This window comes from Streptomyces sp. NPDC037410 (assembly GCF_055602235.1).
This window is the reverse complement of the sequence record NZ_JBVJWR010000018.1, coordinates 156,199-182,548: the sequence shown is the minus strand read 5'-3', so window position 1 is coordinate 182,548 and position 26,350 is coordinate 156,199. Positions and strand designations below refer to the sequence as shown.

At 72.0% G+C, this 26,350-nt stretch carries 27 protein-coding genes, 1 tRNA gene and 1 pseudogene; 7 read left to right on the top strand and 22 right to left on the bottom strand.

Annotation, left to right across the window (positions count from 1 at the left end; all coding sequences use genetic code 11):
* Positions 1-192, top strand: a pseudogene (locus ACZ7HT_RS27750) (dihydrolipoyl dehydrogenase); the annotation flags it as partial.
* An 89-nt stretch (positions 193-281) separates the two neighbouring features.
* Positions 282-902 (top strand): rhomboid-like protein, encoded by a 621-nt coding sequence (locus ACZ7HT_RS27745; protein ID WP_471170925.1) that lies wholly within the window; start codon positions 282-284, stop codon positions 900-902.
* Between the two features lie 131 nt (positions 903-1,033).
* On the opposite strand, the gene ACZ7HT_RS27740 is transcribed toward ACZ7HT_RS27745, so the two are convergent.
* The 9 genes from ACZ7HT_RS27740 to ACZ7HT_RS27700 form a co-directional block, all read right to left on the bottom strand.
* Positions 1,034-1,840: an HAD family hydrolase gene (locus ACZ7HT_RS27740; RefSeq protein ID WP_471170923.1), complete on the bottom strand. Its 807-nt coding sequence runs from the start codon at positions 1,838-1,840 to the stop codon at positions 1,034-1,036.
* Positions 1,837-3,126: a serine--tRNA ligase gene (gene serS, locus ACZ7HT_RS27735; RefSeq protein ID WP_471170921.1), complete on the bottom strand. Its 1,290-nt coding sequence runs from the start codon at positions 3,124-3,126 to the stop codon at positions 1,837-1,839. The genes ACZ7HT_RS27740 and serS overlap by 4 nt, the downstream gene beginning before the upstream one ends.
* A 497-nt stretch (positions 3,127-3,623) precedes the next feature.
* Positions 3,624-4,559 carry a prephenate dehydratase gene (gene pheA / locus ACZ7HT_RS27730; RefSeq protein ID WP_471170920.1) on the bottom strand — a complete coding sequence of 312 codons (936 nt, stop codon included), beginning with the start codon at positions 4,557-4,559 and terminating at the stop codon, positions 3,624-3,626.
* A 195-nt stretch (positions 4,560-4,754) separates the two neighbouring features.
* Complete coding sequence (gene efeB / locus ACZ7HT_RS27725; RefSeq protein ID WP_471170918.1) at positions 4,755-6,026, bottom strand: iron uptake transporter deferrochelatase/peroxidase subunit; 1,272 nt, start codon at positions 6,024-6,026, stop codon at positions 4,755-4,757.
* 5 nt (positions 6,027-6,031) lie between these two features.
* Positions 6,032-8,080, bottom strand: coding sequence for a copper resistance CopC/CopD family protein (locus ACZ7HT_RS27720; RefSeq protein ID WP_471170916.1), 2,049 nt, complete (start codon positions 8,078-8,080; stop codon positions 6,032-6,034).
* 24 nt (positions 8,081-8,104) lie between these two features.
* Positions 8,105-8,572: a copper chaperone PCu(A)C gene (locus tag ACZ7HT_RS27715; RefSeq protein ID WP_471170937.1), complete on the bottom strand. Its 468-nt coding sequence runs from the start codon at positions 8,570-8,572 to the stop codon at positions 8,105-8,107.
* 2 nt (positions 8,573-8,574) lie between these two features.
* Positions 8,575-9,294: an SCO family protein gene (locus ACZ7HT_RS27710; protein ID WP_471170914.1), complete on the bottom strand. Its 720-nt coding sequence runs from the start codon at positions 9,292-9,294 to the stop codon at positions 8,575-8,577.
* A gap of 41 nt (positions 9,295-9,335) precedes the next feature.
* On the bottom strand, positions 9,336-10,085 hold the full coding sequence (locus ACZ7HT_RS27705) for a YcnI family copper-binding membrane protein (protein ID WP_471170913.1): 750 nt from the start codon (positions 10,083-10,085) through the stop codon (positions 9,336-9,338).
* Positions 10,086-10,284: 199 nt separating this feature from the next.
* Positions 10,285-11,067 carry a hypothetical protein gene (locus tag ACZ7HT_RS27700; protein ID WP_471170911.1) on the bottom strand — a complete coding sequence of 261 codons (783 nt, stop codon included), beginning with the start codon at positions 11,065-11,067 and terminating at the stop codon, positions 10,285-10,287.
* A 203-nt stretch (positions 11,068-11,270) separates the two neighbouring features.
* On the opposite strand from ACZ7HT_RS27700, the gene ACZ7HT_RS27695 reads away from it, so the two are divergent.
* Positions 11,271-11,741: an ATP-binding protein gene (locus tag ACZ7HT_RS27695; protein ID WP_471170910.1), complete on the top strand. Its 471-nt coding sequence runs from the start codon at positions 11,271-11,273 to the stop codon at positions 11,739-11,741.
* A 72-nt stretch (positions 11,742-11,813) separates the two neighbouring features.
* On the opposite strand, the gene ACZ7HT_RS27690 is transcribed toward ACZ7HT_RS27695, so the two are convergent.
* Together ACZ7HT_RS27690 and ACZ7HT_RS27685 are read right to left on the bottom strand one after the other, a co-directional pair.
* Positions 11,814-13,280: an aminopeptidase P family protein gene (locus ACZ7HT_RS27690; RefSeq protein ID WP_471170908.1), complete on the bottom strand. Its 1,467-nt coding sequence runs from the start codon at positions 13,278-13,280 to the stop codon at positions 11,814-11,816.
* A gap of 137 nt (positions 13,281-13,417) precedes the next feature.
* Positions 13,418-14,899: a PP2C family protein-serine/threonine phosphatase gene (locus ACZ7HT_RS27685; protein ID WP_471170907.1), complete on the bottom strand. Its 1,482-nt coding sequence runs from the start codon at positions 14,897-14,899 to the stop codon at positions 13,418-13,420.
* Positions 14,900-15,421: 522 nt separating this feature from the next.
* On the opposite strand from ACZ7HT_RS27685, the gene ACZ7HT_RS27680 reads away from it, so the two are divergent.
* Both ACZ7HT_RS27680 and ACZ7HT_RS27675 read left to right on the top strand, forming a co-directional pair.
* Positions 15,422-16,201 (top strand): bifunctional DNA primase/polymerase, encoded by a 780-nt coding sequence (locus tag ACZ7HT_RS27680; RefSeq protein ID WP_471170906.1) that lies wholly within the window; start codon positions 15,422-15,424, stop codon positions 16,199-16,201.
* Positions 16,202-16,372: 171 nt separating this feature from the next.
* Positions 16,373-16,948: a hypothetical protein gene (locus ACZ7HT_RS27675; RefSeq protein WP_471170904.1), complete on the top strand. Its 576-nt coding sequence runs from the start codon at positions 16,373-16,375 to the stop codon at positions 16,946-16,948.
* A 221-nt stretch (positions 16,949-17,169) separates the two neighbouring features.
* Here ACZ7HT_RS27675 and ACZ7HT_RS27670 read toward each other — a convergent pair whose 3' ends face one another.
* The 3 genes from ACZ7HT_RS27670 to ACZ7HT_RS27660 all read right to left on the bottom strand — a co-directional run bounded on the left by ACZ7HT_RS27670 (position 17,170) and on the right by ACZ7HT_RS27660 (position 20,021).
* Positions 17,170-18,147, bottom strand: a complete 978-nt coding sequence (locus ACZ7HT_RS27670; protein WP_471170902.1) for a DUF5926 family protein — start codon at positions 18,145-18,147, stop codon at positions 17,170-17,172.
* Between the two features lie 362 nt (positions 18,148-18,509).
* Positions 18,510-19,112: an ATP-binding protein gene (locus ACZ7HT_RS27665; RefSeq protein ID WP_471170900.1), complete on the bottom strand. Its 603-nt coding sequence runs from the start codon at positions 19,110-19,112 to the stop codon at positions 18,510-18,512.
* Between the two features lie 87 nt (positions 19,113-19,199).
* A complete protein-coding gene (locus tag ACZ7HT_RS27660) occupies positions 19,200-20,021 on the bottom strand; it encodes a glycerophosphodiester phosphodiesterase (protein WP_471170898.1) in 822 nt (273 codons plus the stop codon).
* Between the two features lie 196 nt (positions 20,022-20,217).
* On the opposite strand from ACZ7HT_RS27660, the gene ACZ7HT_RS27655 reads away from it, so the two are divergent.
* Both ACZ7HT_RS27655 and ACZ7HT_RS27650 read left to right on the top strand, forming a co-directional pair.
* Positions 20,218-21,681 (top strand): S1C family serine protease, encoded by a 1,464-nt coding sequence (locus ACZ7HT_RS27655; RefSeq protein ID WP_471170897.1) that lies wholly within the window; start codon positions 20,218-20,220, stop codon positions 21,679-21,681.
* A 110-nt stretch (positions 21,682-21,791) separates the two neighbouring features.
* Positions 21,792-21,876: transfer RNA gene (locus ACZ7HT_RS27650), tRNA-Ser, on the top strand.
* A 166-nt stretch (positions 21,877-22,042) separates the two neighbouring features.
* Here the strand turns inward: ACZ7HT_RS27650 and ACZ7HT_RS27645 are convergent.
* The 8 genes from ACZ7HT_RS27645 to ACZ7HT_RS27610 form a co-directional block, all read right to left on the bottom strand.
* Positions 22,043-22,792, bottom strand: coding sequence for a hypothetical protein (locus tag ACZ7HT_RS27645; protein ID WP_471170896.1), 750 nt, complete (start codon positions 22,790-22,792; stop codon positions 22,043-22,045).
* Between the two features lie 75 nt (positions 22,793-22,867).
* Entirely contained in the window at positions 22,868-23,014 is a 147-nt protein-coding gene (locus ACZ7HT_RS27640; protein ID WP_471170894.1) for a hypothetical protein, read from the bottom strand.
* A 325-nt stretch (positions 23,015-23,339) separates the two neighbouring features.
* Entirely contained in the window at positions 23,340-24,206 is an 867-nt protein-coding gene (locus tag ACZ7HT_RS27635) for a GNAT family N-acetyltransferase (RefSeq protein ID WP_471170892.1), read from the bottom strand.
* An 88-nt stretch (positions 24,207-24,294) separates the two neighbouring features.
* Positions 24,295-24,459, bottom strand: a complete 165-nt coding sequence (locus tag ACZ7HT_RS27630; protein ID WP_162952559.1) for a hypothetical protein — start codon at positions 24,457-24,459, stop codon at positions 24,295-24,297.
* The gene (locus ACZ7HT_RS27625; RefSeq protein ID WP_471170890.1) at positions 24,456-25,580 is read right to left on the bottom strand and encodes a radical SAM protein; all 1,125 of its coding nucleotides are present in this window, start codon (positions 25,578-25,580) and stop codon (positions 24,456-24,458) included. The genes ACZ7HT_RS27630 and ACZ7HT_RS27625 overlap by 4 nt, the downstream gene beginning before the upstream one ends.
* On the bottom strand, positions 25,565-25,786 hold the full coding sequence (locus ACZ7HT_RS27620; RefSeq protein WP_466533010.1) for a hypothetical protein: 222 nt from the start codon (positions 25,784-25,786) through the stop codon (positions 25,565-25,567). Before ACZ7HT_RS27620 ends, ACZ7HT_RS27625 begins: the two co-directional genes overlap by 16 nt.
* On the bottom strand, positions 25,774-26,103 hold the full coding sequence (locus tag ACZ7HT_RS27615) for a hypothetical protein (RefSeq protein ID WP_471170888.1): 330 nt from the start codon (positions 26,101-26,103) through the stop codon (positions 25,774-25,776). Before ACZ7HT_RS27615 ends, ACZ7HT_RS27620 begins: the two co-directional genes overlap by 13 nt.
* Positions 26,103-26,303 carry a hypothetical protein gene (locus ACZ7HT_RS27610; RefSeq protein ID WP_471170886.1) on the bottom strand — a complete coding sequence of 67 codons (201 nt, stop codon included), beginning with the start codon at positions 26,301-26,303 and terminating at the stop codon, positions 26,103-26,105. Before ACZ7HT_RS27610 ends, ACZ7HT_RS27615 begins: the two co-directional genes overlap by 1 nt.
* Between the last annotated feature and the right edge of the window lie 47 nt (positions 26,304-26,350).

Sequence of the window (26,350 nt, the reverse complement as noted above, 5' to 3'; positions counted from 1 at the left end):
AAGTACGGCGAGATCATCGGCGCCCACCTGATCGGCCCCGACGTCACCGAGCTGCTGCCCGAGCTGACCCTGGCCCAGCAGTGGGACCTCACGGTCCACGAGGTCGCCCGGAACGTCCACGCGCACCCGACCCTGGGCGAGGCCGTGAAGGAAGCGATCCACGGTATTGCCGGACACATGATCAATTTCTGAGGTTTCTCCCAGCTCCGGGTGATAGGCACTGAAAGGTGCCGAGCGAAACCTCACCGGGTGGCGAACCGTCCCGGCCGATCAGGTCGTGGGTGCGTTCGTCACCCGGTACGCATGTGTGGCTGGCGGTCATCGCGATCACCAGCCTCGTCATCGCGCTCTCCCCGCACGGCCTGGAGACCTATCTCCTGCACCGCAACAGCAGCAATCTGTACCAGCTCGCGCACCACCCGATGCGGGCGCTGCTCGGCAGTGGCTTCTGGATCGAGAACCCGGCCGACCTCCTGCTGTACGCGGTGCTCTTCGAGGTGTTCCACGCCCCCGTGGAACGCTGGCTCGGCACCCCGAAATGGCTCCTCACCGTCGCCGGCGCCCACGTCGCGGCCACGCTCATCAGCCAGCAGGTGGTCCTGGCGGCCATCCAGCTCCACGACGTGCCGCGCAGCATGGCGCACGTCGTCGACATCGGCGTCAGCTACGGCCTGGCCGCCTCGGCCGGCATCCTGACCTACCGGCTGCCCCACCCCTGGCGCTGGTTCTACCTCGCCGGAGTGCTGGCCTTCTTCCTCGTACCGCTCGCCGCCGACCGCACCTACACCGACCTCGGCCACGCGATCTCGCTGGCGATCGGCCTCGGCTGCTACCCGCTCACCCGCGGGGCGCCGCCCCCGGGAAAACCAGTCGCCGTCGAACGCCCGCCCGGCGCACACTAGTTGTACGGGGGACACGGGGGATCCCCCGGGTGCGGCCGCTTCGAGCGCGTGGACCCCGGTCCGCGCGGGCCGTGAACCCGCGAAGGCCCGCTCCCCTCGGGGGAGCGGGCCTTCGTACGGAATCCAGCCGGTCAGGCCGAGAGCAGACGCTCCAGGACGAGCGCGATGCCGTCCTCCTCGTTCGAGGCGGTCACCTCGTCCGCCACCGCCCGCAGCTCCTCGTGCGCGTTGCCCATGGCCACGCCGTGCGACGCCCAGCCGAACATCGGGATGTCGTTCGGCATGTCGCCGAACGCGATCGTCTCCGCGGCCCTCACACCGAGCCGGCGCGCCGCGAGCGACAGACCGGTCGCCTTGCTCAGGCCGAGCGGGAGGATCTCCACGATGCCCGGGCCCGCCATGACGACGTCCACGAGCCCGCCGACCGTCTCCCGCGCCACGCGGGTCAGCTCGTCGTCGGTCAGCGTCGGATGCTGGACGTACAGCTTGGTCAGCGGCGCCGACCACAGCTCCGCCGGGTCCTCGTACGAGACGTACGGCAGCGGCCCCTCCTGCGCCCGGTAGCCGGGGCCCATCAGGACCTCGCCGTCCAGACCGTCACGGCTCGCGGCCACCGCGAGCGGGCCCACCTCCGCCTCGATCTTGGAGAGGGCGAGCCCCGCGAGCTGCCGGTCCAGGGTCAGCGAGGTCAGCAGCCGGTGCTCACCGGCGTGGTAGACCTGCGCGCCCTGCCCGCACACCGCGATCCCCTGGTAGCCGAGGTCGTCGAGGATGTGCCGGGTCCAGGGCACGGCCCGGCCGGTGACCACGATGTGCGCGGCACCTGCCGCCGTCACGGCGGCGAGCGCGTCCCGTGTGCGGCCCGAGACGGACTCGTCGGCCCGCAGCAGCGTGCCGTCGAGGTCCGTCGCGACCAGGCGGTAGGGGAAGGGACTCACTTGGCGACCGGCTCCAGGACCTCACGGCCGCCGAGGTACGGGCGGAGCACCTCGGGCACCCGCACCGAACCGTCGGGCAGCTGGTGGTTCTCCAGGATCGCCACGATCGTGCGCGGTACGGCGCACAGCGTGCCGTTCAGGGTGGCGAGCGGCTGGACGACCTTCTTGCCGTCCTTGTCGTCGCGCATGCGGACGGAGAGACGGCGGGCCTGGAAGCTGTCGCAGTTCGAGGCGGAGGTCAGCTCGCGGTACTTGCCCTGCGTCGGGATCCACGCCTCGCAGTCGAACTTGCGGGAGGCGGAGGCGCCGAGGTCACCGGTGGCGACGTCGATGACCTGGAACGGCAGCTCCAGGGAGGTCAGCCACTGCTTCTCCCACTCCAGAAGGCGCTGGTGCTCGGCCTCGGCGTCCTCCGGCGCGACGTACGAGAACATCTCGACCTTGTCGAACTGGTGGACGCGGAAGATGCCCCGGGTGTCCTTGCCGTACGTGCCGGCCTCGCGGCGGAAGCAGGGCGAGAAGCCCGCGTACCGCAGCGGCAGCTTGTCGGCCTCGATGATCTCGTCCATGTGGTACGCGGCGAGGGGGACCTCGGAGGTGCCGACGAGGTAGTAGTCGTCCTTCTCCAGGTGGTACACGTTCTCCGCGGCCTGGCCGAGGAAGCCGGTGCCCTCCATGGCGCGCGGGCGGACCAGCGCGGGGGTCAGCATGGGGATGAAGCCGGCCTCGGTGGCCTGGGCGATCGCGGCGTTGACCAGGGCGAGCTCCAGAAGGGCGCCGACGCCGGTCAGGTAGTAGAAGCGCGAGCCGGAGACCTTGGCGCCCCGCTCGACGTCGATGGCGCCGAGCGCCTCGCCCAGCTCCAGGTGGTCCTTGGGCTCGAAGCCCTCGGCCGCGAAGTCGCGGATGGTGCCGTGCGTCTCGAGGACGACGAAGTCCTCCTCGCCGCCGACCGGGACGTCCGTGTGGACGATGTTCCCGAGCTGGAGCAGGAGCTGCCTGGCCGTCTCGTCGGCCTCGTTCTGCTCGGCCTCGGCGGCCTTGACGTCGGTCTTGAGCTGCTCGGCCCTCTTCAGGAGCTCGGCGCGCTCCTCGGGGGTGGCCTTGGGGATCAGCTTGCCGAGCGCCTTCTGCTCGGATCGGAGCTCGTCGAAGCGGACGCCGGACGACCTGCGCCGCTCATCGGCGGAGAGCAGGGCGTCGACGAGCGCGACGTCCTCTCCACGGGCGCGCTGGGAGGCGCGAACACGGTCGGGGTCCTCACGGAGCAGGCGAAGGTCAATCACCCCACCAGGCTACCGGTGCGCGTTCGCCCGGCCCCACCGGATAAGGGGGCGCGTGTTGATTCGCCCGAATTGAGAGTCGTGGAATTGCTGGCCGAGGGCCCGCCGGGGGCTTGTCCCATTCACTTATCCACAGGCTGTGCGGAAGATCTGTGGACTACGGAGAGGATCACGTGGATTTCCCTCATCGTGCCTGGGAATTCCGTGATCAAACACCCGTCACGCACTCATTTGGGTGGGAATTGCTCGCTCCAACGGGTGGGTCCCGAGAAGGCCGCTGACGAGGGCGTCAGCGGCGCGCTGTGGATGGCGCACGCGGTGTCGGGGGGTGAGTGGGGTGATTTGTCGACCTTGTCTCGATGAGGTGTCGACTTGTCCCCAGGCCTCACGCGGCCCTGTGGATAACCTCTGTGGGTAACCGAAAAGTATGCAGGTAGGACTAGTGGTTCGTACCTGTGGACGAACGCTCACACCGCCGGGAGCGTTCGGTCACCATCGACTCAGGCCCGACCGTCCTGGGCCCTCGCCAGCCAGTCGGAGGCCGCCATGAACTCCACGTCCGAAGTCCCGCGCCGCAGCGCCGACACGTCCTCGACCGCGACACCCGCCCGGGGGTACGAGCCGAGGAACCGCACCTTGGGGCAGATCCGCTTGAGGCCCATCAGCGCCTCGCCCACCCGCCGGTCCGAGATATGGCCCTCGGTGTCCACGGCGAAGCAGTAGTTCCCGATCCCCGCCCCCGTGGGCCGGGACTGGATCAGCATCAGGTTCACCCCGCGCACAGCGAATTCCTGGAGCAGTTCGAGGAGGGCACCCGGATGATCGTCACCCAGCCACAGCACCACCGAGGTCTTGTCCGCGCCCGTCGGAGCCGCAGGCCGGGCGGGCCGGCCCACCAGCACGAACCGGGTCTCGGCGTTCTCCGCGTCGTGGATCTCCGAGACCAGCGCTTCCAGGCCGTACGTCGCCGCCGCGAACTCCCCCGCGAAGGCGGCGTCGAACCGGCCCTCCTGCACCAGCCGGGCCCCGTCCGCGTTCGAGGCCGCCGACTCCCACACCGCCTCGGGCAGCTTCGCCCGCAGCCAGTTCCGGACCTGCGGCTGGGCCACCGGGTGGCCCGTGACCGTCTTGATCTCCGAGAGCTTCGTCCCGGGCCGGACGAGCAGCGCGAAGGCGATCGGGAGGAGCACCTCGCGGTAGATCATCAGCGGCTCGCCGGAGGCCAGCTCGTCCAGGGTCGCGGTCACCCCGCCCTCGACCGAGTTCTCGATCGGGACGAGCGCGGCCGCCGCCTCCCCGTTCCGTACGGCGTCGAGGGCGGCGGGGACCGAGAGCATCGGGACGAGCTCCCGCGTCGCGGCCTCGGGCAGCGTGCGCAGCGCCGCCTCAGTGAAGGTGCCTTCGGGGCCGAGAAAGGTGTACCGGGTGGCGGACATACCGTCACCCTAATGGTCGCCGCCGCCCCGAGCGGCCGCCCGAGCGAGGCCTCTCACCCCTCGGACGGCAGCCCGCCCGGGCCGCTTCGGTGCCTGCCCGGACCGCTTCGGTGCCTGCCCGGGCCTCGCCGGTGCCGTCGGGGGCCGCTCTGGCGCCCGCCCGGGCCGGGCAGGCGCTCGCTCCGGTCGTGGTGGTCAGGCCTCCAGGAGGCGCTGGCCCACGTACTCGCCCTCGGCCGGGCCGCCCGGGACCGCGAAGAGACCGCTCGCCTCGTGACGGATGAACGCGGACAGCGCGTCGCCCCGGTCGAGCTTGCGCTGCACCGGGACGAAGCCCCTGAGCGGGTCCGCCTGCCAGCAGACGAAGAGGAGGCCCGCGTCCGGCGTCCCGTCCGGACCGATCCCGTCGTGGAAGGAGAACGGCCTGCGCAGCATCGCCGCCCCGCCGTTCTGTTCGGGGGCGGAGATCCGGGAGTGGGCGTTGTCGGGGATCACCGGCTTCCCGTCGGGACCGAACTTGTTCAGGTCGAGCTTGGTGGTCTCGGAGCCGCCGGTGAGCGGGGCCCCGTCGGACTTCCGGCGCCCGATCACCTTCTCCTGACGGTCCAGCGGCAGCTTCTCCCAGTCGTCGAGCAGCATCCGGATCCGGCGCACCACCGCGTACGAGCCGCCGGCCATCCACTCCTGCCCGCCGTCCGCCCCGGCCGGGACGAAGATCCGCCGGTCGAAGTCGGGGTCCGTGGGCTTGGGATTGCCCGTGCCGTCGACCTGGCCCATCAGGTTCCGGGCGGTCATCGGCTGGGCGGTGGCGCCGGCCGAGCGGTTGAAGCCGTTCATCTGCCAGCGCACCCGGGCCGCGTCCCCGGCGTCCTTCTGGACGGCGCGCAGCGCGTGGAAGGCGACGAGCGCGTCGTCGGCGCCGATCTGCACCCACAGATCGCCCTCCGAGCGCCGGGGGTCCAGGGCGTCGGCGGAGAAGGCGGGCAGCGGGTCCAGCTCGGCGGGACGGCGCGAGGTGAGCCCGGTGCGGTCGAAGAAGGTCCGGCCGAAACCGAAGGTGACCGTGAGGGAGGAGGGACCCGCGTCGAGCGCGATCCCGGTGTCCTCGGCCGGGGCCTTGCCCGACATCAGCACCTTCGCCGTGGCCGACCAGCGGCGCAGCAGGGCTGCGGCCTCCTTGCGGCCGGCGCCCGGGGCGAGGTCGAAGGCGATCAGATGACCGCGGGACTGGAGGGGGGTGGTGATGCCGGCCTGATGTTTCCCGTGAAACATCACCGCGGTCGAGCCGACGGTGGTCAGGGCGGGGGAGCCGCCGGAGCCGGTCCCGGCGGCGGTGTCGTCGCCGGACAGGGCCGCGGAGATCCCGACGCCGCCGGCCGCGCCGGCGACGAGGCCGGCCGCGCCCGCCGCGCCGGCGACGCCGAGCAGGCGCCGCCGGGAGAGATCGAGGTTGTCGCTGTCGGTCACTGGGCTCAGCCGATCTTCACGTTCTTGTCGATGGTGGTCTGGTCGATCTCGGAGGTACGGACGGTCACCTGGATCTTCCATTCGCCGGGCATCGGGATCTGGACGCCGCTCGCGCTCCAGTGTCCGGTCTGGATCCGGTCGGGGGCGACGGGCAGCGGGCCCACGTTCTTCGCCTCCAGGGTGAGGGCGAGCTTGATCTCGGGGACGTCCAGCGGCTTGCCGTTGGGGCGCTCGACGAAGATGTGGAGCGCGTTGGCGCCGGTGCGGCCGGGGTCGAGGCTGAGACGGACGACGCCCTTGCCGTCGACGCCGCCGGTGTCGAAGGGCATCCGGATGTCGACGGGCCGGTCGGGTACGGCGGCCGGGCCGGAGGCGGCGGTGGCCCGCCCGGCCTCCTCCTCGGTGCGGCCGGGCTCGGTGGAGGTGAGGACCGTGGTCACAGCGAGCAGGACGACCGCGACGGCGGCCTCGGTCAGCACCGAGCGGCGCAGACCGGTCCGCTCGGGGTCGGCGTCCCGCTCCCGCTTGCGCCGCGCGGTGGCGACGGCGGTCCGCTGCCGGGCGAGCTGCGCGGCCCGCTCGGGATCGGCGGCACCGGTCGGTCCGTCGGCGGCCTCGGGCTCGTCGTCGGGACCGGCGGCACCAGTCGCCTCGTCCGCGGCCTCGGGCCCGTCCTCGGGCTCCTCGGCTTCCGTGTCACCAGCCGCGTCTCCAGCCGAGTCACCAGCCGTGTCACCAGCTGTGCCGCCAGCCGCGTCACCGGCCGAGTCGCCAGCCGTGGCACCGGCCGCGTCACCCGCCGCCTCCACGGCCGGGTCCGCCAGGCGTTGGGTCCAGCGGCGGGAGATCCAGGCGATGCCGATGAGGACCGCCATGAGGCCGATCTTGACCAGGAGCAGCTGGCCGTACCGGGTGCCGGTCAGCGCGGACCAGGAGCCGACCTGGCGCCAGGCCTGGTAGAGCCCGGTGGCCGCGAGGACGGCGACGGAGCCGAAGGCCACCTTGGAGAAGCGCTCGACGGCGGAGCGTGCGACGGACGGCGCCCGGTAGAGGGCGACGAGGAGCACGGTGAGGCCGCCGAGCCAGGCGGCGACGGCGAGGAGGTGCAGGATGTCGACGGGCATCGCGATGCCGGGCTGGAGACCGGTCGAGGCGTGCTCGGCGAGGGCCCAGGTCCCGGCGATGCCGGCGGCGACGACGGTGCCGCCGATACCGAGCCCGAAGGCGAGGTCCTTCTTCTCCTTGGGGTCCGTGCGGCGGGCGTAGGCGCCGAAGAGGACGGCCACGAAGAGCGCGGCCGCGCCGAGCAGCAGCAGCCGGGAGGTGAGCGCGGCGCCGGTCTTCGTCTCCAGGACGGCCCGCAGGCCCGCCAGGTCGAAGGCGTCGGCCAGCTTCCCGGAGCCGGTGTAGGGGCTGCGCAGGAGCAGCATCGCGAGCGTGGCGCCGGTGAGGGTCAGCCAGCCCCGGACCACCGTCTGCTGGACGGGGCGGACGCTCGCGCCGCGCGGCCAGCAGGCCAGGACGAAGGCGCCGCCGCCGACGAGGACGGCGAACCCGGCGTACGAGAGGTAGCGGGCGATGCCGTAGAGGGCGCCGACGAGGCCGCCGCCGACCGCCTGGTCGGGCAGGGCGACGGAGGTCGTGGAGGGGGCTCCGATGGAGAAGGTGAAGGCGCCGGCGATGGGGTGGCTGTCGGCCGAGACGGTCTGCCAGGCCACGGTGTACGTGCCGTCGGGCAGTCCGGCGCGGAGCCCCACCCCGTACCGGACGACGGAGCCGCTGCACAGGTCGCGGATCTCGCCGGTGTCGGCCCGGCGGCCCGCCGGGTCGAGGACCCGGATGGAGTCGGCGCTCATGGCGACCTGTTCGGAGAAGGTCAGGTTGACCTCCTTGGGGGCGGTGGCGACCACCGCCCCGTCCTTCGGGTCGCTGCCGGTGAGCGCCGCGTGCGCGGAGGCGGGCGCGGCGCCGGCGAGCAGCGTGCCGAGCAGCGCGGCCGCGAGGATCAGCAGCCGGGCCAGGGCGTTGCCGAGGCGCGGGGCGGTGGTTGTCATCTCTGTGTCACTCCGTCAACGAGCTCAGTGCTGCTGCGGGTTGTGGTTGGCTGCTTCGACGGGGACGTCGACCTTGATCGGGTCGGACTTCTCGAAGTGCAGCTCGATGCTGACCGTGTCGCCCTGCTTGGGCGTCTTCTTCAGCTCCATGAACATGATGTGGCTGCCACCGCGTTCGAGCTTCAGCTCGCCGTTCGCGGGGATGTCGAAGGACTTCACCTCCTGCATCTTCTGGTTCTTCGACTCGTGGATGGTGACGTCGTCCGAGAGCGGGCTGGTGACGGAGGTCAGCTTGTCCGCCGTGTCGCCGCCGTTCTTGATCGTGAGGAAGCCGCCGGCCATGTCCATCACCGGCTGGGGCATGTACGCGCCGCTGACCTGCAGGTCGGGCTTGCTCTCGGAGGACGAGCACCCGGTCAGCGCGAGCGCGGCGGCGAGCGCCACGGCGGCGGACAGGGCGGTGGTGCGCGTCGAGCGGGTGGTGCGGGTCAGGGTCACGGGTTCTCCCCCTTGATGATCTTCGGCAGGTCGTTGGCGTAGTCGTCGACGCTCGCGTCCTCGCCGTACAGGACGTAGCCCTGGTCGGTGGTGGGCGAGAAGGCGATCACCTGGGCGCCGTGCATGGAGACGACCGTGCCGTCCTTCTCCTTCTTCGGCGGGTCGATGCCGATGCCGATCTGCCGGGCGCCCGCCTGGATGGCGGAGAAGTCGCCGGTGAGGCCGGTGAAGGAGGGGTCGCCGGCGGCGGGCAGCCACTTCGCGAGCTCGGCGGAGGTGTCCCGCTCGGGGTCGGTGGTGACGAAGACGACCTGGAGCTTGTCCTGGTCGGCCTTGGGGAGCTTCTTCTTGGCGATGGCGATGTTGCTCATCGTCAGGGGGCAGACGTCGGGGCAGTGCGTGTAGCCGAAGTAGATGAGCGTCGGCTTGCCCTTGGTGCGCTCCCGCAGGTCGTACTTCTGGCCCTTGGTGTCGGTGAGGACGAGCGCGGGCTTGGTGAACGGCCGGTCGAGGACGGTGGCGGCCTTCGTGGAGTCGGAGCCGCCGGAGACGACGGCGACCGAGGAGCCGGAGCCGGCGGGCTTGTCGTCGTTGCCGCCGAGGCCGACGGCGGCGGTGATGCCGAGCGCGGCGACGATCGCGACGGCCGCGATGACCAGCGGCGTGCGCCGCCCGGGACGGGCCGTTGCCGCCCCGGGCGTCTTCTCTTCAGACATGGTGCTTCTTTCGGATGACGAGCGAGGTGAGGGTGCGGCCGTCAGGCCGAGCGGCGGCGGCCGGCGAGGAGGCCGAAGGCGACGCCGGCGACACCGGCGAGGATGCCGATGACGCCGAGGACGCGGGCCGTGGTGTCGGAGGAGGAAGAGTCGGACGCGGTGGCGGTCTCCTCGTGACCGGCCTCGTGACCGGCCTTCTCGTCGGACCCGGCGGAGGCGGACGGAGCGGCGCCGCCGTGGTGGTCCTCGTCGGCGGAGGCGGCGGAGAGCTTCAGGACGGGCGCCGGGTTCTGCGGCTCCTCCGCGCCCTCCTTCTGCTCCTCGATCCAGCGGACGACCTCCTTGTTGTCGTACGTCTGGATCGCCTTGAGGACCAGCTGGTCGGCGTCCTCCGGCAGCCGCCCGAGGGAGAGCGGGAACTGCTGGAACTCGCCGGGGCCGATCTTCGAGCCGTCGGCGGTCCAGGTGACCTTGGAGACGGCCTCGTTGATCTTCTTGCCGTGCAGCTCGAGCGGCTTGGTGAGCTTGCTCTTGGTCACCACGGCCTTCCAGCCGGGGACGGGCTGCGGCATGACGGAGGCCAGCGGGTGGTCGAGCGGGAAGTTGACCTCGACCTTCACGGTGGAGGCGTTGTCGCGCTCGTTCGGGACCTTGAGGTTGACGGTCGCGTAGCCGCCCTTGGCCGCCTCGCCCTGCGGCTGCACGCTGACGTGCGCGAAGGCGGTGCCGGAGAGCAGCACGACGGAGGAGAGGGCGATGCCGCCGGCGAGGACGGTACGGGAAACGTTCATGGCAGAAGACACTCCAGCTCGAAGGTTTGAAAGACGGATGCGGGAGTCCGGCGCGCCCGGGGACGGGAGTCCCGCGCGGGCGTGCGGACGGGCGCGGACCCGCTCACGTCGAGCGTCGAACGACGAACGACGAGCGTCGAACGACGAACGACGAACGACGAACGACGAGCGTTGAACGACGAGCGTCGAGCGGTCCGCGTCAGGCTGCGAGGACGCAGTCGGCGGCCGGGGGGCCGCGCCTGATCACCGTGTGCTGGAGTGCCTCGGCCACCGGCGGCGGCGAGGAGGCGAAGGCGGTACGGAGGCCCTGCCGCGGTCCCGTGCCGGGCGCGGCCGGCAGCCCGGCGAGCAGGGCCCGTACGAAGGAGAGCGCGGCCCGCAGGGAGCGCACGACGGCGCATTCGGCGAGCTCCGTCGCGCCCTGCTCGGAGAGCTCCACGAGCCGGCCGAGGGCGCGGTCGCCGCGGCGCAGCAGCCAGCCCGTGGCCAGGGCGGCCAGGAGGTGGCCGAGGAGCATGGGCAGACCGGGCAGCAGCTCACCGGCGGGCAGGGCGGCCGCGCCGGCCATGTGTCCCATGTGGGCGTGCGCGTCGGCCGGGTCGAGCCCGGCGTCGGTGATGATCCGGGTGGCGTCGGCGGGGGTGAGCGAGGCGGCGCCCGCTCCGCAGACCAGCCGGGCGGCCATCCGGATCAGGGCGTCGTCGGCCTGGTCGCTCAGCGCGAACTGCCGCTGTCCGAGCCCGAAGAGCGCGTGCAGGCCGAGCTGCCCGCCGGCGAGGGCGCCGACGACGAGGCCGAGGGAGCGCTCGCGCCCGGCGAGGAGCACGGCGACCCCGAAGACGCCGAGGAATCCGGCGACGAGGGTCCACAGGGCGATGCCCGCGCAGGCGGCGAGGGCGTGTCCTAGCGCGGACAGCACGACGCAGACCGCGGTGAACACCGCGGCCCTCAGCAGCCGTGGAGCGAGCGCGGGGGCAGTCATGGCGGGCCCATCATCGCACCACGCGCGGCACCGTCATGCGGCAGGTCCGGAAGGTCGTCCTTGAGAACCTTGGGGTGACATACACCGGCGCACGCCCCCGGTGCATCCGCCGAACGAGCGCTCTTGACGCCTCCGGGCGCTTACGGAGCGTCCGCCCCGGCAATAGGTAACGGTATGTCGAGCCGCTGCCGGGAGGCTGGAGCATGAGCATCTGGTGGTCACTGCATCTGCGGCGCGAGGCCGCGAGCGTGCCGCTCGCACGGAGGCTTCTGCTGGGCACGATGGAGACGGCGGGTGTCGATCCCGACGTGTCGTACGAGTTGTCGGTCGCGCTGACCGAGGCGTGTGCCAACGCCGTCGAGCACGGCGGCGGGGGCGGCGGGTCCGGCGGTCCCGGCACCCGCGAGCCGGGCGGCGGGGCGTACCGGGTGACGGCGTACCTGGACGGCGAGACCTGCCGTATCGAGGTGGCCGACTCGGGCCCGGGCTTCCCGGGAAGCGCCGCACGGGCCGCCGTCCCGTCGGACGAGGCCGAGCACGGCCGGGGGCTGCGCCTGATCGAGGAGCTGGCCGATCACGTCCAGTTCGGCAACCGCTCGGGCCGCGGCGGCGCCGTGGTCAGCTTCGACAAGATCCTGAAGTGGCGGGACAGCCCGTCGCTGCTCCTCGCATAAGAACGCATGCATGAGGGAAGGGCCCCCGCCGGTCGGTCGGCGGGGGCCCTTCGGTTCCAACGTACGCGGGGATCAGCCCTTGAGCGCGGCCATCCACGCCTCGACCTCGTCGGCGCGTCGCGGCAGCGCGTCCGAGAGGTTCCGGTTGCCGTCCTCGGTGACGAGGATGTCGTCCTCGATCCGGACGCCGATGCCGCGGTACTCCTCCGGCACGGTCAGGTCGTCGGCCTGGAAGTACAGACCGGGCTCGACGGTCAGGCACATGCCCGGCTCCAGCGTGGTGTCCACGTACATCTCGGTGCGCGCGGCGGCGCAGTCGTGGACGTCCATGCCGAGCATGTGGCCGGTGCCGTGCAGGGTCCAGCGGCGCTGGAGGCCGAGCTCCAGGACGCGCTCGACCGGGCCCTCGACGAGGCCCCACTCGACGAGCTTCTCGGCGAGCACGCGCTGGGCGGCGTCGTGGAAGTCGCGGTAGGCGGCGCCGGGCTTCACCGCGGCGATGCCGGCCTCCTGCGCCTCGTACACGGCGTCGTAGATCTTGCGCTGGAGCTCGGTGTACCGGCCGTTGATCGGCAGGGTGCGGGTGATGTCGGCGGTGTAGAGCTCGGTGGTCTCCACGCCGGCGTCGAGCAGCAGCAGGTCGCCGGAGCGGACGTCGCCGTCGTTGCGGACCCAGTGCAGGGTGGTGGCGTGCGGGCCGGCGGCGCAGATGGAGCCGTAGCCGATGTCGTTGCCCTCGACGCGGGCGCGCAGGAAGAACGTGCCCTCGATGTAGCGCTCGCTGGTGGCCTCGGCCTTGTCGAGGACCTTGACGACGTCCTCGAAGCCGCGTGCGGTGGAGGCGCAGGCCTTCTCCAGCTCGGCGACCTCGAAAGCGTCCTTCACGAGGCGGGCCTCGGAGAGGAAGATCCGCAGTTCCTCGTCGCGCTCGGCGGTGACCTTGTCGGTCAGCACGGCCTCGATGGAGGCGTCGTGGCCTCGGACGGCGCGGACGGGACCGGTGGCCTCCTTGAGGGCGGCGGCGAGCTCGCGGACGTCCTTCGCCGGGACGCCGAGGAGCTGCTCGGCCTCGGTGAGGGAGTGGCGGCGGCCGACCCACAGCTCGCCCTGGCCGTCGAGCCAGAACTCGCCGTTCTCGCGGTTGGAGCGCGGCAGCAGGTAGATGGTGGCCTCGTGGCCGCCGGCGGTGGGCTCCAGGACGAGGACGCCGTCCTGAGTCTGGTCGCCGGTGAGGTACGCGTACTCGGTGGAGGCGCGGAAGGCGTACTCGGTGTCGTTCGACCGGGTCTTCAGGTTCCCGGCGGGGATCACGAGGCGCTCGCCCGGGAAGCGGGCGGAGAGCGCGGCGCGGCGGGCGGCGGTGTGGCCGGCCTGGGCGATCGGCTCCAGGCCGTGCAGCTCGGTGTCGGCCCAGCCGGACTTCATGTTCTCGGCGAGCTCGTCGGACACGCCCGGGTAGAGGCCGTTCTTCCGCTGCTTGATCGCCTGCTCTTCGGTCTCGGTCTCTTCCGGGGTCTCCGGGGTGAGCTCCTCGGCCACGGGTCTGCCTCCTCTTGGTACGACACTGAACCCCCACCATCGTACGGTCGTACGGAAGGGGGCCCAGGGCCGGAAGACCCATTACCGGAGAGTTGTGTTCCGGTTACACGCAACTCACTCGAAGCGCGGGGCCGGACTCACTCGAAGCGCGCCGCGAGCAGGACCACGTCCTCCCCGTCCACGGCCGGGTCCAGGCCCTCGGGGAGCAGGATCCGCAGGACGTGGTCGGCGACGGCGCCCGGGTCGCCCCGGTCCGCCCTCGGCACGCTCGCGGCGGCCGCGTGGAGCCGCGCGAAGGCCCGGTCCATGGCGTCGCCGGTACGCCGCAGCAACCCGTCCGTGTAGAGAAGCACCGTTTCTCCGGGTGCGGGGGACAGCTCCACGCTCGGCGCCTCCCAGCAGGAGAGCATCCCGAGCGGGGCCGACAGCGAGGTCTCGACGAACTCGGTGCGGCGGTCGCCGACGACCAGCGGCGGGCAGTGCCCGGCGCCGGCGAGGACGATCCGGCGCTGCGCGGGCTCGGCGTACGCGAAGAGGGCGGTCGCCGAACGCGCGGGCTCGGTGATCCGCAGCAGCAGCTCCAGGTCGGAGAGGACGGCGACGGGGTCCTCGCCCTCCATCACCGCGTACGCCCGGAGGGAGGCGCGCAGCCGGCCCATGGCGGCGAGCGCGCTGGGTCCGGTGCCGGAGACGGAGCCGACGGCCAGGCCGAGGGCGCCGTCCGGCAGCGGCAGCGCGTCGTACCAGTCGCCGCCGCCCAGCGGTCCGGTGCGGTGACGGGCGGCGAGCTGGACGCCGGGGACGCGGGGCAGACGGCTGGGGAGCAGCTCCTCGGCGACGGTGGCGACCTGGACGCGGGCGCGCTCGACCTGGAGGAGCCGTGCGAGGTGCTCGGTGGCGAAGCGGCCGTAGAGCCCGATGAGGTGGCGCTGCCGGTCGGTGGGTTCGGCGGGCTCGTCGTAGAGCCAGACGAGCGCGCCGAGCCGGCCGGCGTCCTCGGTGGCGAGGGGCAGGGCGTAGCTGGCGGCGTAGCCGAGGCGGGCGGCGACCTCGCGGTGGCGGGGGTCGAGGCCCTCCTCCGTACGGACGTCACGGATGGCGATCGGGTCGGGGACGCGCTCGGGGTGCCCGGGATCGGAGTGCCCGGGATCGGAGCGCCCGGGATCGGGGAGGCCGTCGAGGAGGCGGCCGAAGCTGGTGGCGCTGCGCGGGACGGTCTCGATGGTGCCGAGGTCGGAGTGGGCGAGACCGAGGCCGATGGTGCTGGTGGGGCCGCGGCCGTCGGCGGGTTCGAGGACGGCCATGCCGCGGCGGGCGCCGACGAGCGCGGCGCCGGCGCCGAGCACCTCGCGGAGGGCCTCGTCGAGGGAGGCGGCCTTGATGAGGCGCTCGGTGAGTTCGTGGAGGGTGGTGAGGTCGGAGACCCAGGAGGCCAGCCGGTCCTGGATCAGGGCTCCCGGCGGGAGGGCCGCGTCGGCGGGCCCGGCCGCCGCGGGTACCCCGGGGAGGGGCGACGTAGTGTGCGGGGGCCCGGGGACCGTGGAATCGATTCCGGCCACATTCGGCATGTGTGGGGCGCTCATGACGGTCGGCTTTCCGACCGGTGCGTTTGACGCCATAGCATCGCAAACCCCCATGTCAATCTGAGCCGCTCGATGCATCCACATGTACACGCACAAGAGGAACGATGTCCAGCATTGTCCCCACGGGACTTGTGGTGTCCGTGAGGTCGTGCGAGAGGGTTGAAGTGTGCGGGAAGTTGGCTGAAAATTGCCCCCGGTGTGCACCTTTTGCGGTCGACTGGCGTCGTTTGAAAGCGCGTCATTCCAAGCGTGCTGGGTACGTAATCGGTGACAGGCAGGGGTAGTTGACACCGCCCCGGAACGTGACGCGGAACCCCGGCGTCTTTCCCGCCGCAGGCCGCAACCCGTCACCGAGTGGCGGGGAACGTGTTCTGACCCGCTCCGGCTCTGACCTGGCTCCACCCGGTGCCCCCGGGATCCACCCGGCACCGGCCCGGTCCGCCCCGCTCCTCGGCGGTCCGGCACCCCGCCGACCCGGCGCGCGCTGATACGCACGGTGAACTGTTCTGTACATGGTGTGATGTGGATTCGGCGTTCAACGGAAAGGAACGAGCGCTCATGCGCGAGATCCTCGGAAGGCGACGCAGGCTCCGGTTCCGGCGCAAGGAGAGGACGGCCCGGCTCGACGCGGCGGTCACCTTCGCGGTCGAGTGGAACTGGCCCGTCCTGCCGGGCGCGAGCCTGAGAGCGACGACGACCCGTACGGCCCCGGGCGCGGGCCCGGCAGGGGCGACCCCTGCGGGCACGGGGGCGAGCCCCACGGCCACGGGAGCGGACTGCTCCTGTCCCGACCCCGACTGCGTGGTGCCCGGCGCGCACCCCTACGACCCCGGGCTGCTCGCGGCCACCACGGACGAGCGCATGGTCCGCTGGTGGTGGACCCGGCGCCCGGACGCCCCGGTGGTCCTCGCCACCGGCGGCCGCGCGCCCTGCGCGGTCAGCCTCCCCGCGGTGGCGGGCGCGCGGGCGCTCGCGGCGCTCGACGCGGCGGGCATGCGGCTCGGCCCGGTGGTGGCGACCCCGACCCGGTGGTCGATCCTCGTCGCCCCGTACGGCCTCGAACGGCTCGGCGAGCTGTTGTACGCGAAGGACAGCGTGCCCAGCTCGCTGCGGTTCCACGGCGAGGGCGGCTACCTGCTTCTGCCGCCGTCCGTCGCGGGGACCGGACAGGTCCGCTGGGAGCGGGCGCCTTCCCCGAGCTCTCAACTTCGTTCGAGCAGGGGAGGCCCCATTGCCGGCTCGGCCCGGCCCTGGCTGCCCGACGTCGAGGCGGTGGTCGACGCCCTGGTCGAGGCGAGCACGAGCACGCCGGGCGGCGGGAGCAGGCTGAAGTACTGAGGTCGGGCGGTCGCTCCGTCGAAGTACTGAGGCCGGCCGGACGCTCCGTCGAAGTACTGAGGCCGGCCGGTCGCTCCGCTTCACCCGAACGGGTGTGTCCCGGTCCGACTTGTCAGGGAAACGGGCGCGCGGCCCGCCGGGCGCCCGGATCCCGCGGCTATGTTCACCCCCATGAGCCCGGTGAACCCCCGCGTGGTCGGACTCGGGACCGCCGTCACGGTCGCCGTCCTGCTGCCCCTCGTCGCCATGGCGGGCCCGGCGGGTGAGCCCGTACGGCCGTCCGGAGCGAGTGCCGGGGGCGACGCGAAGGCCGGGGACCTGCTGAGCGGGCTCGGCCTGGGACCCCGTACCCCCGCCTCCGCCCCTCCGGCCCCTGCGCCTCCCGTCTCTCCCGAGCGCGTCACGCGCTGCGGACCGGAGCTCGCCTCCCCCGAAGGAGCCGAGGCGCAGACCTGCGTCCTGAGCGAGGGACCCGACGTCTGGGCGCGGACGTACTACCGGAACGCCACCGGCCGACAGCTCGACGCGTTTCTTACCCTCATGGGCCCCGGCGGGCGCACCGTAGAAGTGGACTGTCCCGTCCCGGCGCAGGACGAACCGGGAACCTGCGAAACACCGAGGGATCGCGGTCGGGGCGCGGCGACGGCGTATACGGCGGTCGCGGAATTCGCGGGAGCTGGTGAGGGTGACGCCACTCCGCTGCTGCTCCGCGCCGGAAGCAACACGGCGGACGGCGAGGGAAGTTGAACGTCGGACGCCCCGGGCCTGCCGGAAGCGGACATGGAAAGGCCCGGTCGCTGGCGACGGGGGATGCACCAGCGACCGGGCTTCAAGAACGGTAACAAGAGATCTGCCGTTCGCAAATTCGATCTCGGTTATTCGGACAGGTAATTGTCCGACCGAGGACCCCCTTTGTGGCAGAAGTCACCGACCGGTCGGTCTGTCAGTCACCGATACCACCTGGGGTATCAGCTGAGAGTCACCTGACGGTTCGTGAGGCCGCCGCGCGCCCGGCGCTCCTCCGCCGTCAGCGGGGCGTCCGAGGCGAGCGCCGCCGCGAGCCGCTCGGCGAACTCGGCCGCCGGCTTCTCGCAGTCCTCGGCGGTCATGGAGGACGGCAGGTCCCACACCGGCACCATCAGACCGTGGGCCCGGAAGGAGCCGACGAGCCGGGTGTCGGCGCCGAGCGAGGTGCCCTCGCCGGCGTGGAGGCGGGCCAGCGCGTCGAGGAGCTTCTCCTCCTCGTGCGGCATGACCCAGCGCAGGTGGTTCTTGTCCGGAACCTCGCACCAGTACGCGGAGTCGACGCTCGCGAGCTTCACGGTCGGGATCGCGGCCGCGTTGGCCCGCTCCAGCGAGGCCGCGACCTCCGGGTCCGCGCCGTCCGTGGACTGCGGGATCCAGAACTCGAAGCCCGAGTGGACCTCCGGGACGAACGGGGCGTCGGCGTCGAGCAGCTCCTGCAGGCGCGGGCCCTCGGCGGGCACGCGGCGCGCGGGGACCGGGCTGCCCGGCTCCGCCTCCAGGGCGCGCTGGAGGGTGTCGGCGAGGTCGCGGGCCAGGTCGCCGGAGGTGGAGTCGTTCTGCAGGGCGAGCAGGACGGAGCCGTCGTCGCGGCGGAGCGCGGGCCACGCCATCGGCAGCACGGTCGCGAGCGTCACCGACGGCACGCCCTCCGGCAGCCCGCCCTTCAGGGTGAGCGGCACGGTCGCGGCCGGCACCAGCTCGCGCAGCGCGACCCAGTCGCACTCGCCGGGCAGGCCCTCGAAGGGGCGCTGGACGAGCTCGGTCACGGCGTGCGCGGCGGCACGTCCGTGACACGCCTTGTAGCGGCGGCCCGAACCGCACGGGCACGGCTCGCGCGCGCCGACGACCGGGATCTCCCCGCTCGTGACCTGTGCCTGGCCGGCCTTGCCGGCCTTCGTCTGGGGGCGCTTCTTGGCCATGGTGTGGCTTTCTCCCGATCGCGGCTGCTGTATCGGGCGCGAGCCTAGCCGCCCCGACGGCCGCCGCCGCTCAGGCGGGGCGGCGGCAGTGCTGCGCACGAGCGCCGCGAGACTGCGCCGGCGGTACGGCTGCCGGGGTGCGGGCGGGAGCCGGAGGGTGGCCGCGCAGGCGGTGCGGGCGCCGCACGGGCGGACCCGCAGTACCGGCGCGGTACCGGCGCGGGCGGGCGGTGCCGTGCGGCCCGCGGCCGCGCTCGCCGCCGCCTCCCTGTCCAGGCGCCCCCGCGCTCGCCGCCGCTTCCCTGTCCAGGCGCCCCCGCGCATCCGCCGCCTCCCTGTCCAGGCGCCCCCGCGCCCCCCGCTCAGTCCAGATCGTCGTACGCGTCCAGGAAGTCGAGGCTCGGGCCGCCGCCGACGCGGGCCGCGAAGTCCTCGCGGCGGTGGCCTTCGGTGACCACCACCCAGACCGTGACCTCGCCGGTCGCGCTGTCCCGTACGCCCCAGTCCTGGGCCAGCGCGCCGATGATGTTCAGCCCGCGGCCGCCCCGCGCCGTGACCGAGGGCGTCGACGGGACGGGCCTCGTCGGGCCGCCGCCGTCGGTCACCTCGACCCGCAGGCCGCCCGCCGGGTCGACCCGCCAGGCCGCCCGCACATCGCCTTCGCCCCGCTCCGCGTGCCCCAGCGGCCTGCCGTACCGACAGGCATTGCTGAGCAGTTCGGAAAGGATCAGTACCGCGTCGTCGACGACCGATTCGGCCACCCCGCTGCGGTACAGCTCGTCCCGCATCCGGTGCCGCGCCTCACCCACGCCCGCAGGGCCATGGGGTACGGCCATGCTCGACGACGTGGGCACCTCCTGTGCCACCACAAACGCCACCCCCGAGACCTCCTTTGCCCCACGCCACGGTGTGGATGCCCCAATGGCCTGGACCGGAAACCGGCCAATCCGTGTGGGATGAGGCACTCGTGACGATCGCGTACGCACGGAACGCGCCGGTGCACACCCCCTCAGGCGTGTTGTCCCCTGTGACGGACGGGAAACCAGAGGCGCTCAGCCGCGGCCCAGCTGCGCCAGCACCTGCTTCGGGCGGTTGGTGATGATCGCGTCCACGCCGAGCCGCTCGCAGAGCTCGACGTCCTCCGCCTCGTCCACCGTCCACACATGGACCTGGTGCCCGGCCTTCTGCAGCCGCAGGATCACGGCGGGATGGTGCCGGACGATCCGGATCGACGGACCCGCGATGCCCGCGCCCGCGGGAAGCCGCCCGTCGCGCAGGCGCGGCGAGACGAACTGGGCGAGCGAGACGGTCGGCAGCGTCGGCGCCGCGGCCGCGATCCGGTGCAGGGACCGGGCCGAGAAGCTCATGACGCGTACGGGGGACTCGGCGGGGGACGCGGGCGCGTCCAGGCCGAAGCGCTTGAGGAGCTGGAGCAGCCGCTCCTCCACCTGCCCGGCCCAGCGGGTGGGGTGCTTGGTCTCGATGGCCAGCTCGATCCGGCGCCCCGCGTCGGAGACCAGCTCGAGGAGCCGCTCCAGGGTGAGGACGGAGGTCAGTCCGGGGTCCCGCCAGTCGGGGCTCTCCCCGGAGTCGTCCCGGCCCTTCCAGGTCCCGAAGTCGAGGGCCGCGAGGTCGGCGAGTTCGAGCGCGGACACGGCGCCGCGGCCGTTCGAGGTGCGGTCGACGCGCCGGTCGTGGACGCAGACGAGATGGCCGTCGGCGGTGAGCCGGACGTCGCATTCCAGGGCGTCGGCGCCGTACTCGATGGCCTTCACATAGGCGGCCAGGGTGTGTTCCGGTTCCTCCTCGGACGCGCCTCGGTGGGCGACGACCTGGAGGGGGACGCGGTTCGGGTGCTGCCGTGCGTGAGTCACGGCGTCATGGTGCCATTGGCGGGGCGGCGCGGGCACCTCGGCGGCTGTCCGTTCTGTCCGTATATAAAGGATGGGGTGCGAACGCACAGCTCCGCCTTACAGCGGCCTGACGCCCTGTGGGAAAAGCTGGTGCAGCACCCTGGAGCCCGTACGAGCAGGTACCCAGACCCCGCGCAGTCGACGAGGAGAGCGAGCTGTGAGCACCGAGAACGAGGGCACGCCGGTTCCGGCGGACCCGGCTGCGCCGGCCACCCCTCCGACGCCGCTGGAGAAGCCCACGGCGGAGACGGCCCCGCAGGCCGGCGCTCCGCAGGGAGACGAGCCGACGCTGGTCCAGGCCCCGGTCCCGTCCCCCTCCCCGGACCAGACCCCCACGCCTGCCCCCGCCGCCGCGCCCGCCCCGGACCAGACCCCGGCCGCCGCACCCGCGGCCCCCGCGGCTGCCGCGCCCGCCGGCGGCTGGCCGCCGCCCCCGCCGGCCGTCCCGGCCTGGGGCGCCCCGCACCCGCCCGTACCCCCCGCTCCCGAGGCCCCGCGCCGGCGGATCGGCGGCCTCGTCGCGGCGGTGCTCGTCGCGTCGCTCGTCGCGGGCGGCATCGGCGGCGGCATCGGCTACTGGGCGGCCGAGCGAGGCGACAACGGCTTCAGCTCGACGACGGTCTCCTCGGGCCAGGCCCCGGCCTCGTTCAAGCGGGACCCGGGGACGGTCGCGGCGGTCGCGGCGAAGGCCCTGCCGAGCGTGGTCACCATCCAGGCGAAGTCCGGCGGCCAGGACGGCGAGGGCGGTACGGGCACGGGCTTCGTCTACGACCAGGAAGGCCACATCGTCACCAACAACCACGTGGTGGCGTCGGCGGCGGACGGCGGCACGCTGTCCGTGACGTTCCCGGACGGCAAGACGTACGACGCGGAGGTCGTCGGCCGGGCCCAGGGCTACGACGTGGCGGTCATCAAGCTGAAGGACGCCCCGAAGGGCCTGACGCCGCTGCCGCTCGGGGACTCCGACAAGGTGGCGGTCGGCGACTCGACGATCGCGATCGGCGCCCCCTTCGGCCTGTCCAACACGGTGACGACCGGCATCGTCAGCGCCAAGAACCGCCCGGTCGCCTCGGGCGACGGCTCCGGCGGCAGCAACTCGTACATGAGCGCGCTGCAGACGGACGCCTCGATCAACCCGGGCAACTCCGGTGGCCCGCTGCTCGACGCGAGCGGCGCGGTGATCGGCATCAACTCGGCCATCCAGTCGACCAACGGCGGCGGGTTCGGCCAGTCGCAGGCGGGCTCGATCGGCCTCGGCTTCGCGATCCCGGTCAACCAGGCGAAGAACGTGGCCCAGCAGCTGATCAAGACGGGCAAGCCGGTGTACCCGGTGATCGGCGCGACCGTGAACATGAACGAGAAGGGCCAGGGGGCGACGATCGCCGGCCAGGGCTCCGGCGGCACGCCCTCGGTCACGCCCAACGGCCCGGCGGCGAAGGCGGGTCTGAAGCCCGGCGACGTGATCACGGCCTTCGGCGACCACCCGATCGACAGCGGCCCGACCTTGATCAGCGAGATCTGGACGTACAAGCCGGGCGACGCGGTGAAGATCACCTACGAGCGCGACGGCAAGACCGCCACGGCCACGGTGACCCTCGGCGAACGCACCGGCGACAGCTGACCGGAGCGGCGGAGCCCCGGGCCTCAGGGCTCCGCAAGGCCGCTCATCGCGGCCCCACCTCCTCAGCCGGTACGCTGTAGCCCGCTCCGCCCCAGGTGGGCCGGGGCGAAGGTGGGTTGCCCGAGCGGCCTAAGGGAACGGTCTTGAAAACCGTCGTGGCGCGAGTCACCGTGGGTTCAAATCCCACACCCACCGCTTGCAGGTCAGCGAAGTAGCAGGTCAGAGGGCGGGCCCCGAATCCCGGGGCCCGCCCTCTGCGTTCACCCTGTCTCACCTTGTTTCGCCCGTATCCCGGTTCTGACCAGTGCGTATGGGCCATGTGTGGGCCAAGCAGTGGTCCCCCGTGGCTTGCGTGACAGTGCTAGCTCTCGTCCGCTCCCAGAGCGACGCGTGCGTAGGCGACGAGGTTCCTCACTGCAGTGTTCCGCAGTGCGGCGATCTCGTCCTGTGCTTCGTCCGCGGGGGGAAGTCTCGCATCGAAGATCAGCGTCTGTCGCTCTGCATCGGTGAGCGTTTCGATATCAGCCAGCGCGGAGACGGCCGCCGAGTGAAAGGCGTTCTGCTCGACCACATTCCCGTCACCTGCCGCGTAGGCGGTCCGAAGCTCCTCAAGGCAACTCCACGCTCGATGGCCCGCTTCATACGCACTGTCCCCAGGGCGTACCCGGGACAGTTTGCGTCGTGCGCGGGCAGCCGGAGCCCGGAGGATTGTCAACTCCATGCTCTTGTCGACTGCTTCCACAACCCGACGGACCTTGTCGAGTACGAGGTCTGGGGCTACGAGCTCAAGTTGACCCTCCAGCTGCATCAGCTCTTCCCAACCAGCCTTTGCTGGCTCGAGGTGCCCTTCCTTCAGGAACGCGAACTCGGTGTGCTTGAGGGTTTCCCTGGCCAAACGCACAAACGCTGCCAACTGCACTTTTCGGTCTTCTCGCAAGGCGGCCATACGCTGTGCCTCAGTGGCGATCCGCGCCGCATCCACAGCAGCCGCCGCCTGTGCCCGGCCGCTAGATGCCTGCACCTTGGCCGAGATCCAGTTACCCAGGATGCCTCCGGCAATCCCGAGAGCCGCGACGAGCGCAGCGAAGACCTCGGGATTGTTCTTGATCATGTCGAGTGATCTATCCATGCGCACATCCTGTCGATGAGGCTGCGAGGATGCCGATGGTTTGCCAGTGGAGATCTGCTACTTGCCGTTGAGCGGCTGCTCGATGAGGGCATTCGCGCGGTTCTGCTGGCCCCGGAGGATCTTGGCGTAGGACCGGAAGAGGACCGTGAGGCTGTGGTCGGCCCGCCGGGCGACCTCCACTGGGTATACCCGGAGTTGATCCACAGGGACACCTCCACGTGGCGGAGCGAGTACGGGACGTCCGCGAGGGGAGTCTTCACCTCCTTCGCCGAGAGGGCTTTGAGGCGGGCCGCGTCCCAGCGCACGCAGTACTCCGTGGAGCCGACGCGTCCGCCCTCGGCGGCCCGGAAGCCGGCCGTCGTCCGCCACCCCATACCGCTCGGATCGGGGAAGCGTGGCCGAGGCCGGTGGGGGGCTGGAGACACACGTGGCGGGTGGTCGGTCGGCGCACCCGTCGCGGCTGACTTTCTGTGACTGAGGTCGCCAATGACACGGGGTAGCTGACCAGGGAAGGCGGCGCGGTCAGGAGCTACGCGGACGTGGTGTGGGTGAAGCCGAGGGAGGTCAGTCCTTCGGCCTGGCACAGTCGGTCAGAGGGGCCGTCGACCTCGGTCTGGAGGAGTTGGTAGGCAGCGCCGTGGGTCTGGCCCCAGTGCATCGCGGCCCGCCACAGGACGCGGCCGAGGCCCTGGCCTCGGGCCTCGGGCAGAACAGCGAAGTACTGGGGCATGAGCTGGGGGCGCCCGATTGCGTCGGGGCGTACTTCCATGGGGCCGATCGCGCCCACGATGCGGTCCTCGATGGCGACGGCGAGGACCGGGCCGCACTGGCCGGCCAGCATCTGCGTGTGGAGGAAGGTCAGCCCATCACCTGCCATGGCCTCGGCGAATGGGGCGAAGGTGTCCTGCACATCGATTGGCCAGGTGGTGGAGGGTCGGACCGGGCCATCAGGGGCGGGGCAGAGTGCGGTGGTGAAGTCCTTCAACTGGATGCGGGTGCCGTGAGGGTGTGTGGTCTCGGGCCCGAGGGGGCGTACGACCCGGGCGTTGACCACGTTGTGCGCGGCGGCGAGTTTGGCGGCCAGCTCGGCGGCCTCCTCCACGACGCTGTCAGGGAGTCCGTAGGCGAAGACCTTCACAGTGCCGCGTCCGCGTCGGGTCAGGGTGGGGATGAGGGTGTGCTCGGGCTGGTGCACCACGTCCTCGGGGAGGACTTTCTCGTGCTTCTCGCCGCCCCAGCGCCGGTCCTTGTCGTAGGGCAGGAAGTCGCCCGTGTCGGCCGCTCGCAGGATGTCCTCGAAAGTGTCGACGGTCAGGGCGTTGGGGTGGACGGGACCGAGAGTCGGCACGATCGGCGCGGTCAGTACGGGCCGGAGCCAGTCCCAGCGGAAGAACATGAGCGGCACCCTAGCGGTGAGCCGGGCAGGGCTCAGGCCCCGACGCGAGTACGCCGGGGCCTGAACGGAGTTGACCGGATCGTGTCGGTCAGTGGGGGTTGTCGTCCCCGGCGTCGCAGGAGCACTCCGCGCTCTCCACGATCACGTCGAGGTCCTGGACGGCGGTGATCGACGCGGTTGCGACGGGCGGGGCGGCGCGGCGGGCCGAGGCCGGCGGGCCGGGGAGGATGGTCACCGGTACGGGTGGGGTCATGAGGCGTTCTCCTTGTCTCCGTGCTGGCAGTAGCTGTGCAGCGACGCCTTGGCCTCCTGGTAGTGCTTGGCCAGGGGACGGCAGACCCGGCAGGTGCCGGACAGGGCGCAGCCCTCGCACCCACCGGTGCGAAGCATGAGGCGGTCGGCGATGGCGCCGAGCCGGGTGAGGCCGTCGATGCCTTCGGCCATCAGGTCGATCTGGTCGTCGCGGCCGACCTTGCAGATCGAGACCTTGGCGTGGGGGTCGGCGTGGAAGAAGGTGTGGCCCGCGTTGCAGCCGGCGAACGGCTTGCGCTGGCGCAGGTGGGCGGCGGACTGGGCGAGCAGCGGCTCTCCGCCGCCGTAGATCGTGGGCGTCATGTTCGTGTACGCGTGGTTCTCGACGTTCCACTGGTCGGCGAGGGCGGCCATCTCGTCGGCCTCGGAGGCGTTGTCCTCGGTCACCACGACGTTGATGCGTAGCGGCAGCCCCGCCTCGCGTGCGGCGTCCATGCCGCGCCGGAACGCCTTCCACGCCCCGCGGCGCTGGGTGAGTGTGTCGAAGGACTCCTCGCTCGCCCCGTACATGCTGACCACCAGGCGGTACGGCGGGCAGTCCCGGAAGAGCTTGAGGAGGTCCGGCCGCCAGAGCAGCGAGCCGTTGGTGGAGATGGTGAGCATCATCCCGGCCTGCCAGGCGTACCGGTAGGCGCCTTGGAAGTGGGGGTCCATGGTGGGCTCGCCGCCGGTGATCTGGAGCCAGAGGACGCCGGCCTCGCGCATGATGTCCAGCAGCCGCGCCTTCTCCTCCCAGGCGAGGCCGGAGAACGGCCGCTCGCCGAGGTAGCAGTGCTTGCAGCCGAAGTTGCAGCCGAGGTTGATCTCCCACGAGGCCCGGCAGTAGCCGTACGGGGACGGCTCGCGTACCAGCACGGTGCCCTGCGCGGTCTGGCCACCCAGGTCCAGGCCCCACACGTCGGAGGCGGTCTGCACCGCCCAGGCGGGAAGCGACTCACCGTCGGTGGCGGCCTGGCGCAGACCCTCGAAGTGGTCGACCGAGATGCGGGCGCCGGCCCGTGCTCCCGGCTTGAGGAGAAGGTGTCCGTCGAGGAACGGGGAGGCGATCAGAGCGTGGGCCATCGGTGGCCCTCCTTCCGGATCACGGAGCGGGACAGCGAGTGGAACTCCTGACGACCGACGCGGCAGTGGATCTCGCCCAGCCCGTTGCAGGTGCCGCAGGTCCTGCCGGACGAGTTGGCGCCGCTGCCACCGCAGTCACCGCACTGTTCGTTGCGAGGCGAGCGAGGGCGCCGGGTCTTGTGCGGGCTCGCGATCAGCTGGTGCACGAGACCTCCTCCAGGTCGTCTTCCCAGGTGTGCTGCTTGGCGTGGTCGGCGAACAGACAGCAGCCCTCACCGTCAGAGCCCCGGGGCAGCCACCGGGCAGTCCGGCAGTACGACAAGTTCCGCCTCGTCCACCCGTGCCAGCGGAGCCACAGCGCGGTCCCGTACGCGCCGGCGTCGGTGAGGAGACCGAAGTGCTCACCTTCGTCGTGCGCGGACAGCTGGCACTGCACCGCCCTGTCGATGTGCTTCGCGGCCGACTTCTCCCGTGCATCCCGTGCCAGGGCGAGGGGCACCCAGCGCCAGTGCGCGCAACGCATCACGACACCATCCGGAAGGACGCGATGGCATTCCGGGCCTGCTGCGAGCACCGGGGGCAGGCGCACGGCGGGTAGCGGCCCGGGTTCTCCGGGACCACCGGGTCCTCGCCCACGCGTACCTCCGTGAGAGGTCCCCACGTCTGGCCGGAGTCGCGGGAGACCCGCAACGTCATCCGTACGTCGTCCTGTCCGTTCGCCATGCCAGGAGCATCGCGATCCGCGGGACCGGCCAGAAAGGCCAAGCGGA